Consider the following 729-nt stretch of genomic DNA (forward strand, 5'->3'; position numbering starts at 1 on the left):
ACCACCCGCTCCGGCCAGGACAGCGCCGCGACCGACCCGGCCAGCCCGTACGGTGCGGCGCTGTCCTGGCCGGAGCGGGTGGTCGACTCGGGCGACGGGGCGGCCCCGGCGACCGGGCACCGGGCGGGGCGCAAGGCCGGCGCCGTGGTGGTGCTGGTCGCCGGCGACCTGGTGCTCTACGTCGAACGCGGCGGGCGGACGATCCTCTCCTTCACCGACGACACCGACCTGCTGACGGCGGCCGGGAAGGCGCTCGCCGACGCGGTCCACTCCGGCGCGTTGGGCGCGATGTCGGTGGAGCGGGCCGACGGCGAGGCGGTGCGCTCCTCGCCGCTGCGCGACGCCCTCACCGCCGCCGGCTTCCGGGCCACCCCGCGCGGCCTGCGCCTGCGCGGCTGACCCGCGCCGTCAGCGCAGGCCCGTGAGGACCTTCTCGTACCTGGCGCGATCGGCGGCGGGGGTCTTCGCCTCCAGGTAGTTGAGCACCACCGTGCCCCGCCGGAACGACTGGCCACCCCACGTCTCGGCGATGTCGCTGGCGCTGGTCTCGTCGGGGAAGACGTACACGGTGACGGCGTCGGTCGCGACCAGTTCGGAGCAGCCCAGGCCGAGCCCGTCCGGGCCGCACTCGACCGACCGGTCCCGGGGGTTCGGCACCTTCAGCCCGGCGGCCTTGAACGCGTCGACGACCTGCCGCGCGCCGGGCGTCCCGGTCGGGCGGACCGGCAG

General features: G+C 76.8%; 2 protein-coding genes. One reads left to right on the plus strand and one right to left on the minus strand.

The window, feature by feature from the left end; all coding sequences use genetic code 11:
* The coding region (locus F6X68_RS32920) for a hypothetical protein (RefSeq protein ID WP_151457865.1) at positions 1–399 on the plus strand (399 nt) is incomplete at its 5' end.
* 9 nt (positions 400–408) lie between these two features.
* On the opposite strand, the gene F6X68_RS33850 is transcribed toward F6X68_RS32920, so the two are convergent.
* A partial coding sequence (locus F6X68_RS33850) for a hypothetical protein (RefSeq protein ID WP_192581662.1) occupies positions 409–729 on the minus strand: 321 nt, incomplete at its 5' end.

This window comes from Micromonospora sp. AMSO12t (assembly GCF_008806585.1).
Lineage (GTDB): Bacteria > Actinomycetota > Actinomycetes > Mycobacteriales > Micromonosporaceae > Micromonospora > Micromonospora reichwaldensis.